8 protein-coding genes and 1 pseudogene are annotated in these 8,253 nt (G+C 52.3%); 3 read left to right on the top strand and 6 right to left on the bottom strand.

The genetic code is table 11. The annotated features are described in order from the left end of the window. On the top strand, positions 1–263 hold a 263-nt coding region (locus V8L70_RS22200; RefSeq protein ID WP_336270611.1), incomplete at its 5' end, for a hypothetical protein. 79 nt (positions 264–342) lie between these two features. On the opposite strand, the gene V8L70_RS22205 is transcribed toward V8L70_RS22200, so the two are convergent. Continuing rightward, positions 343–1,122: an OBAP family protein gene (locus tag V8L70_RS22205; protein WP_232774891.1), complete on the bottom strand. Its 780-nt coding sequence runs from the start codon at positions 1,120–1,122 to the stop codon at positions 343–345. A 199-nt stretch (positions 1,123–1,321) separates the two neighbouring features. Between V8L70_RS22205 and V8L70_RS22990 the strand changes: the two are divergent. Then, positions 1,322–1,530 (top strand): annotated as a pseudogene (locus tag V8L70_RS22990) (mannitol dehydrogenase family protein); the annotation flags it as partial. Between the two features lie 159 nt (positions 1,531–1,689). Beyond that, the gene (locus tag V8L70_RS22215; RefSeq protein WP_101146666.1) at positions 1,690–2,898 is read left to right on the top strand and encodes an amino acid deaminase; all 1,209 of its coding nucleotides are present in this window, start codon (positions 1,690–1,692) and stop codon (positions 2,896–2,898) included. Between the two features lie 20 nt (positions 2,899–2,918). Here V8L70_RS22215 and V8L70_RS22220 read toward each other — a convergent pair whose 3' ends face one another. The 5 genes from V8L70_RS22220 to V8L70_RS22240 all read right to left on the bottom strand — a co-directional run. Further along, a complete protein-coding gene (locus V8L70_RS22220; protein WP_101146667.1) occupies positions 2,919–3,599 on the bottom strand; it encodes an HAD family hydrolase in 681 nt (226 codons plus the stop codon). Further along, complete coding sequence (locus tag V8L70_RS22225) at positions 3,596–4,570, bottom strand: 2-hydroxyacid dehydrogenase (RefSeq protein ID WP_101146668.1); 975 nt, start codon at positions 4,568–4,570, stop codon at positions 3,596–3,598. The genes V8L70_RS22220 and V8L70_RS22225 overlap by 4 nt, the downstream gene beginning before the upstream one ends. Positions 4,571–4,617: 47 nt before the next feature. Continuing rightward, entirely contained in the window at positions 4,618–5,601 is a 984-nt protein-coding gene (locus tag V8L70_RS22230) for a sugar kinase (protein WP_101146669.1), read from the bottom strand. A 90-nt stretch (positions 5,602–5,691) separates the two neighbouring features. Further along, positions 5,692–6,702 carry a LacI family DNA-binding transcriptional regulator gene (locus tag V8L70_RS22235; protein WP_101146671.1) on the bottom strand — a complete coding sequence of 337 codons (1,011 nt, stop codon included), beginning with the start codon at positions 6,700–6,702 and terminating at the stop codon, positions 5,692–5,694. A 72-nt stretch (positions 6,703–6,774) separates the two neighbouring features. Beyond that, positions 6,775–8,253, bottom strand: a 1,479-nt coding sequence (locus tag V8L70_RS22240) for an HD domain-containing phosphohydrolase (protein ID WP_336270616.1), incomplete at its 5' end; no start/stop codon positions are given.

Raw genomic sequence — 8,253 nt, forward strand, 5'->3', positions numbered from 1 at the left:
CGGAGGTCAGCGTCTGTTGTTCAGGTTCAGTGAGAGGGGCAACGAAGCGTTTTTCCATGGTTCTGTCCGTGTCAGAAATCCTGGCATGGATATTACACGAAAACTTTAGATCAGGTACTTACCTAGCTCGTTACTTTAAGTTTCCTTGCTTTACTCTTGGTTTCTTTAAGTTGCTTTCAATGACAGTAGCCATTCACAGTGGAAATTTTCAGCCCAGTGAGTTAGAGCGCAAGCAATGCGCAGTTAGCCAGCAACACATTTAGATATATTCCGCTTTATGTGTGACGCCGTAGTCGGCCACCGAGATCTAGATCTTCCACTAGGTTTTCTCGCCAAACTATTTTAATAAGAAGGCTTGGCCTCGACGCCAGGGATTGGCTTTGTTGGCCTAGAAAACTCGCCTTTCAAGGCATCAATGCCCCTCTGGGGCTTTGCTAATGGCACTAAATCTTGCCGTGCTCTACGCCGCTCTTCGGTATCAATGCCCATCCGTTGGTCGCGTTCCTCAATCAGGCCAGGTTGCGCCTCACCGTCACGATTGAACGACCACGCCAGAGAGGGTTCTCCAAGGGGTAATGAAAGTTCATTGCCCTCACTATGCGCTGTACCCCACGTATGCCATGTTTTACCGTAGCTGTTTACCTTACTTTTCATAAGTTCATGTTCGGCGACTACTGGTAAATTAGGGGCAACCAACTGGCCGGAAAGAATTTCACCGTTATGCGGATGCCAGTATTGTTTCTCTTCTTCTGGGAGTTGCTCAAAGAGTTTTTCAGAGATGATGTATTCAATACCGTTTAGCTTCGCATCATCAGTATTGCCGTCGTAAAGAGCGCACTGCAAGAAGTCTTCGTTTACCTGATCACAGAAGTGATGGGCCTCAAACTGATGCAGTGGCTCTTTTTTTAGCGGATGAAAACCGACGAGGTAAACATTAAGACGCGATGGGGGAGCGTCCGTTTGCATCATGCTTGCTCCTGCTTCTAATAATTGAGATTTTGCACTCTCAGCTCTACCAGGAACCTCGGTGGTCGAGTGCGTCTCACCCATGCCGGTGCAGCCAGCTAGAGTAAAGATCGATGCGACAAACGTACCGTAATGAAAGCCATTAATGTTGAGCATAAAATCACCTTGTATTTGGCTATAAACATATTTCTTTTTTTTATGTTAGCCCGTTGACGGTGGTTTTCAATTGAGTGCTCCATGTTTGATCTTTGATAAATTACGCCAACCGCCGCGTGTCTTATGCATTGCAGGGGAGGGGCCACGGAATCATTGTTAGAGGTGATTGTTCTTTATAAATTGGAAGAACAGTGGGCGACTAACGGTGACCGAGAAGGGCTACTTTTTAAGCCCCGCTAGCGGTGAGTAAAGAGTTGATGACCTAATGATCATTGGCGATATTGCCTCGCCCCAGCAGCCGCGCACCGCCGTGAGAAAGGCATTGCTCCCTTTACAGTGCTTTCTTGCGACAACATGCCGGATAACGGGAAGCGAACACACCAAGCGGTGGCGCAGCTAGCTGAGCAGGAACGTTTACCACTGCGCCCGCATCACGGCCATCAGCTCCTTGATGATAAACAGCGCAATACGGCACCCGGCTAGCCGCTTTTCGGGCGCCTGCGCGGTGTGGAGCTGGCGGTGCGTCAGTTAACACTCAGATAGGCGGCTACGTTCTAAAGGAGGCGTATGCGTTCACATGGATTAGCGGTAGATAAAGGCGGGGTGGAGCTCGGCCCTAATTTGTTGTCCGGTGTTAGCCTGCCCGCAGCGGTGGTGCATGAGGCTGCGCTCGCGCATAACCTGATATGGATGCAACGATTCGCAGAGGCTCACAGTGCTCACTTGGCGCCCCATGGAAAAACCACCATGACGCCCGCGCTTTTCCACCGTCAGCTTCAGGCGGGGGCGTGGGGTATCACCTTAGCGACTGCGCCGCAGTGTCGAGCCGCTTTTGCCCATGGCGTTACCCGGCTGCTGATGGCGAATCAACTGGTCGGCCATGCCAATATGGCCATCATCGCGAGTCTGATTGAGCAGGGTGCTACGTTTTACTGTGTGGTTGATAGCCATGAGAATGCGCGCCAACTCGGGCGCTTTTTTGCCGATCGGGGGCTGACGCTGTCAGTGCTGATTGAAGTGGGCGTGGCCGGAGGCCGCTGTGGCTGCCGCAATCAGCAGCAAATTCTTTCGCTGGCAGAGGCGATTGGCAATGAGCCAGCGCTCTCCCTCGTGGGGTTAGAGGGCTATGAAGGTGTAGTTCACGGGGATAATCCCGAATCAGGTATTCGTACCTATGCTAACTACCTGGTGGATGTTGCCGTAGAGCTTGAAGCTGCTGGACGCTTTGCTGAAGAAAACCCGATTGTCACCGCGTCAGGTTCCGCCTGGTATGACGTGATTGCGGAGTCCTTTCAGGGCGCACCACTGCAGGGGAAATTTAACCCCGTGCTACGCCCAGGTTGCTACATCGTCCACGACCATGGGCTTTATCGTGAAGCGCAATCGGCCGTATTAGACCGTCGGCCGGATTTGCAACAGGGGCTTGTGCCTGCCTTGGAAGTCTTTGCCCAAGTGCAGTCGCTTCCCGAACCTGGGCTTGCGATTGTGGCGCTAGGTAAGCGTGATATCGGACATGATCAGTTGCCCATTGTCCTGCGTCGCTACCGGGAAGCTGGTACGCCAGCGCAGCCGTTATCGGTGGCTGGCTGGGAAGTGACGAAAATCATGGATCAGCACACGTTCGTGCGGCTATCTGACGATGCCCAGGACGTTCAGATCGGTGACATCGTTGCGTTTGGTGCCTCCCATCCATGCCTGACGTTTGATAAATGGCGCCAACTGCTGCTGGTCGATGACGCCTTGAACGTGAAAGAACACATGGCGACCTGCTTTTAAAAGCCTCCTCGCTCCTGCCGCTAAGCGATAGCGGCGGTCGATAAGCGTGAAATTGCCGCTGGCAGTTCGCTTGCGTGATGAATCCCCACGGCGCCCTCGGGGGTGCTTTCCTCGTTCGGGAAATGGTTGAGATGAATAACGTGCATATCTGCCGCTAGGCCGGCTTCCACTCCCACGGCCGCATCGTCAATCACAATACAGCGTTGGGGGGCAAAGCCCATGGCGGCCGCCGCTTTAAGGTAAAGCTCAGGGTCGGGTTTCCAGACATTGAGGGTATAAGCGCTAAATAAATAACCTGCAAAGTGATGACCCAGCTGGGTGCTTTCCAGGGCGCAGCGAATTTTGCGCTCTGGTCCATTAGAGACCACGGCTTTAGAGTGGCTGCTTAACTGTTCTAACGCGGCGGGCATGCCAGGTATCGCGATAAGTTCAGTGCGCATGCGCGCTTCCATACGGGTTCGCATACCCGCCTCAAGCTGGGGAAAAGCGTCTTCTTCTAAAGCCTGAAAACGGTTTTCCAGCGTTTGGACAATCGTCTGGAAACGTACCCCTCTAAATTCGTCCATATACTGCTGTGCTGAGAAGGGTAAACCGAATTCGGGAAGGATCGCGCCCATCACCTCGGCAAGCAGTATTTCGCTATCCACCAGGGTGCCGTCGCAGTCGAAGAGTAAGCAGAAAGGCGAGGTATCAGTACTCATCGGCAGGCTTCCTCATTCACTAGGCTAATTGGGCGTTCGCCCTGCAGCGCTAGGCGAATATTGTCCACCGCGCGCTGGGCCATGGCGTCGCGGGTTTCATGGGTGGCGGAGCCTATATGAGGCAGGGCGACCACATTGGGCATCTTCGTCAGCGGTGACGTAGCGCGTAGCGGCTCCTGCTCAAATACATCCAGCCCGGCTGCTTGAATAACGCCGTTTTCCAAGGCGTCTATTAAAGCGCTTTCATCGACGACTTTGCCTCGGGCGATATTGATAAAAATGCCCGAAGGTTTCATCAGCGCGAACTCCTGGGCACCGACCAATCGTTCGGTTTCGGCCGTGAGAGGGACCGTCACGCAGACAAAATCGGCCTCGGCTAGCAGCTCGTTGAGTTCGCGACGCTGCGCGCCTAATTCGCTTTCTAATTCAGGTTTGGGAGAGGCGTTGGAGTAAATCACTTTCATGCCAAACCCTAGGGCGCCGCGCCTGGCCACCGCCTGACCAATGCGTCCAAACCCGACCATGCCCAAGGTTTTGCCATGTACATCACTGCCAAACAGTGCAGGGCCAATACTCGCTTGCCACTTGTCGGCTTTGACCCACTCTGCTAATTCAACTACCCGGCGAGCCGTGGCCATGATCAGGGTAAAGCCGGTATCGGCGGTGGTTTCAGTGAGCACATCTGGTGTGTTGCATAGCATGATGCCGCGTTTGGTCAGTTCATCAACAGGGATGTTGTCGTAACCAACAGAGATAGTCGCGATGACTTTCAATTTAGGCGCTGCGTCTAAAAGCTGAGGAGTAATCGCTAAGCCGGAACCTATAATGCCATGAACGTTAGCCAGTAGAGCGTGATTAGCAGGATCATTCAGTGCGGTCGTTTTCGGCAGCACCTCCACCTCAAACAAGCCGCTAAGCTCGGCTAACTGAGCATCGCTGAGTCGTCCTTGAACCACTAGTTGTTTTTTCATTGTTGTCTCCTGGTTATAAAGCGCTTAATAAAGCATAACGGGGCGAATTAAGCAGTGGGTTGATCGGTTTCAAGCGCTTGAAGTTGCTGGCGGTTAGGTAGGCCTTCCATATCGCCAACCACCTGAATGGCTTGAGCACCAATGAGGTTGCCCCGTTGGGCTGCTTGACGTGCCGAGCAACCGTCAAGCAGGGCGCTGATCACGCCGACAGCGAAACCATCGCCAGCACCTACGGTATCCACAACGTCTGCTACGTGGCAACCGTCTACCGTAAAGCTCTCTTCCTGCCCACCTAGGTTGCCGCGATAATAACTACCTTCCGGCCCCAGCTTGATGATCACCGCCGAGGCACCTTGATCCAGATAGTAGCCTGCTACGTCGTAAGGCGTCTTCTGCCCAGTGAGAAGTTGGCCCTCTGAAAGCCCAGGTAATACCCAGTCGGAGAGCATGGCAAGGGCATTGAGCGTCTCGCGCATGTCAGCTTCACTGGCCCACAGGCTGAGACGTAGATTGGGGTCAAAAGAAATACTGGCACCCTTAGCTCGGGCTTCTTTAAGCGTATGGTGAGCGAGTTCACGGGCAGAGGCGGAGAGGGCGGGGGGAATGCCCGTTGCATGTACATGGCGCAGGGCGCCGAAGTCAATTTCGCTAGCGTCTTGTGGGGTTAGGTAACTGGCTGCGCTGCCGCGACGAAAATACTCCACTTTTGGGTCTGCACCGCCAAGTGCACGCTCTTTAAAAAGTAGCCCGGTGGGGTGCTGGGTATCTGTATGAAGATGACGGCAATCCAGACCTTCGTTTTCTAACGTATTGCGAATAAAGTCGCCAAAGCTATCACTGCCCACACGGCTTAACCAGCCGACATGAAACCCTAAACGCGCCAGACCAATCGCCACATTGGTATCTGCGCCTGCAATCCGGCGCTGGAAATGCTCAACCTCGGAAAGCTTGCCGGGGGAGTCAGCCACGAACATGGTCATGGCTTCGCCAAAAGTGAGGATTTCTGGTGGGTTAGTAAAGGAGTGGGACATGGTCAGTCATCTCTTGATGTTGTTGGTCGTCGGTTAATGGGAACGATACCATTTGTGTTGCTTTTATAAAGCTTGGGCGATCATAAAATGCTAACGCCGGGTGGAGCCTCTTGCGATTAGGGTAGGTGCAAAACTCAATGTTGTCGGCTGCGGCGATGTTTGAGATGTAATTCTATGCCTCAAGCAGTGAAGCGCCGTTTTCCCGATAGCATCGGTTGGCTGGGCAAGCGTGGTTATGCCAGGAGGCACTAGATCGCACCAGTCGAGTTCATCAATGCCCATTAAGCCGACTTGACCAAGCGGTAGGCCTAGCTGCTGGAAAAGGCGCGTTACTGTCAAGGTCACATTGCCGTTGCCACACAGTACGGCACAGGCGTGTTGGGGATGGGCGGCTAAAAAATGGCTTAGCGCCTGGAGCACGTTGGTGTCACTTGTTAACAGTAGCGTTGTATGGCTTAACTCACGCTGTTGGGCTCCCTGGTTAAAGCAGGCCAGCCGTCGTTGCCGTGTGCTCGACTGCTCAAGGGCTTCACTGACATACAACACGGCTTGGTAACCCTGGGTAGTAAGGTGATCAAGTGCGCTATCAATCGCTAGCTGGTTATCAAGCCCTACTACTTCTGCATCCACATTACTGACTTCGCGGTCTAGCAGCACGACTGGCGTTCCATGGCTGATGAAAGCCTGTAGTTGGGTTTCGGGGCTGCCGGTGGCATTAACCACTAAGCCTGCCACCTGATACGCACCCAGAAGGTCTAAATGCTGGCGCTCCTGCTCAGAATCATTGTCGGTATTGCATACCAATAATGAGTAGCCGTACTGGCGACATGCTTGTTCGACACCGTGGGTAATCGCCACGGAAAAAGGGTTGCGGATATCCGCTACCAGCATCCCGATGAGTTTGGAGCGCCCACCCTTCAATCCACGCGCCATTTGGTTGGGCTGGTAATCTAGGGTGCTTGCTGCCTGGGCAATGCGGTTCTGAAGAGTGGGCGATAGACGTGCCCGTTCATCGCCAAAATAGCGCGAAACGCTGGTTTTTGAAGCACCGGCTAAACGAGCGACTTCAAGAATGGTAGAACGCCGAACTGCAGATGACATAATGGCCTTCATGAAATGGGAACGGTTCCATTTTGAGTATGCTTAACATCAAAAGCAACGGTGCATCGTCAATTAGGCGTGGTTAACCATATGAATATCGTAATCGGAGGGGTTCACCGTGCCCTCCAGTCGACCAATTTGGGTGAAATCATTGTTCTCAAGGACGGTATCAATAGACGTATCTTTGAAAGACAAATTTTTAATGACGTTTACTTTGCAGGGCATACCCTTAGCGTCAACATCCATAATCCAGGCTAGAAAACCGTTTGAGAATTTAGCCAAGCTGCCGATGGGGTAAAGGCCAAAGTGTTGGATATACTCCACAAGTAATGATTTCTCATAAAGACTAGGAAGGTCATTAACCCAGCGATAGGCATCAAGCGGCTGTCGTGGCTGTTGACTGTTTCGCTCATGGGTTAATTTGTTGATAATTTTTATGACACTGATTAAACGCACCTGCTCTGACAATACATCTGCGGTTTTACCGTCCGGATAGCCACTGCCATCCAGACGCTCGTTAGCATTTAAAATAATGTCACGGCAGGTGGGGCTGGGCGCCCACCCAAGGCTTGAAAGCTTATGATCCAGTGCTTGCACGTGCCCTTTAAGTATTTCCGTTTGTGACGGTGACATATGCATTTTAAGTGAGGGCAGTTTCTCACTAATCAGCAGTGGCTTGCCCATGGTGTGCAGTAGGGCGCCAGCTACCGCTTCTCGTGTCTGAGAGTTGTGTGGGTCACGACTGATTAATATCATCGCTAGTTGACTCGCCACCTGTACGGCATGGCGTACCCACTCGGGCTCGTTATGCAAAAATGCCAGAGCGTACTTCACTACTTTCTGATCTTGGTTAATCATATATAGGAGACTATCAACACACTCATAGAGGCTCTCCTCGGGCAGCATATCTCTACTTTTTATAAACATTAATATGACTTGTAGCTGGTGAGCGATTTCCTGAATGCCTCGTAATAAAGGAGTTTTTTGGGTGTTTTGGATCTGCTCCCGCTCTTCTTTGTGCTGTAACTTCTTCTCTTTAGCATCTGCTATAAAAAGCCGTGACTTCACCCGTGAAGCATTATCTTGCAGGCCCGAGCGAAAAGCGGCTTCGAACTCAGATTCCGATACATAATGGAAAAGTGTCTCGGTCATAGTGGCTGTCATATTAATAAACTCAATACCAATGGCCGCATAATCATGGCTACCAAAAGGACGCATATGACGGATACGCCCCTCGGCCGTGAAGGTATCGCCATTGGGAAACTCGAGGGTCACGCCTGGCAGTCTCTGATTGACGGTGAGTGCCATGCTGTCTTCAAGACTGACATATACCAGGCAGCCCCCCACCGATAAATTGCGTACCTTGCCTTCAAGGTAAAGTTCATGCAAAAAAACGTTAAGGTGCGCACGGGCTTGCATGCCAAGAATGAAACCTGAATCCGTGAAGCCGGCGCCGACACTTTCCCTATCACCGCCAGCGAGCACTTTTTGATCATTCGCCCCGTGCAAGTTGGCTTTCGCAAGCCCGTTATTGCCAAAACCCACCGTGCT

The sequence above is a fragment of the Vreelandella arctica genome (assembly GCF_037070215.1).
Lineage (GTDB): Bacteria > Pseudomonadota > Gammaproteobacteria > Pseudomonadales > Halomonadaceae > Vreelandella > Vreelandella arctica.

What these genes read in the sequence shown, in the direction of transcription:
- V8L70_RS22220 (WP_101146667.1), bottom strand. Translation starts at nt 3,599, where the DNA reads ATGAGTACTGATACCTCGCCTTTCTGCTTACTCTTCGACTGCGACGGC.
- V8L70_RS22225 (WP_101146668.1), bottom strand. Translation starts at nt 4,570, where the DNA reads ATGAAAAAACAACTAGTGGTTCAAGGACGACTCAGCGATGCTCAGTTA.
- V8L70_RS22235 (WP_101146671.1), bottom strand. Translation starts at nt 6,702, where the DNA reads ATGTCATCTGCAGTTCGGCGTTCTACCATTCTTGAAGTCGCTCGTTTA.
- V8L70_RS22215 (WP_101146666.1), top strand. Translation starts at nt 1,690, where the DNA reads ATGCGTTCACATGGATTAGCGGTAGATAAAGGCGGGGTGGAGCTCGGC.
- V8L70_RS22230 (WP_101146669.1), bottom strand. Translation starts at nt 5,601, where the DNA reads ATGTCCCACTCCTTTACTAACCCACCAGAAATCCTCACTTTTGGCGAA.
- V8L70_RS22205 (WP_232774891.1), bottom strand. Translation starts at nt 1,122, where the DNA reads ATGCTCAACATTAATGGCTTTCATTACGGTACGTTTGTCGCATCGATC.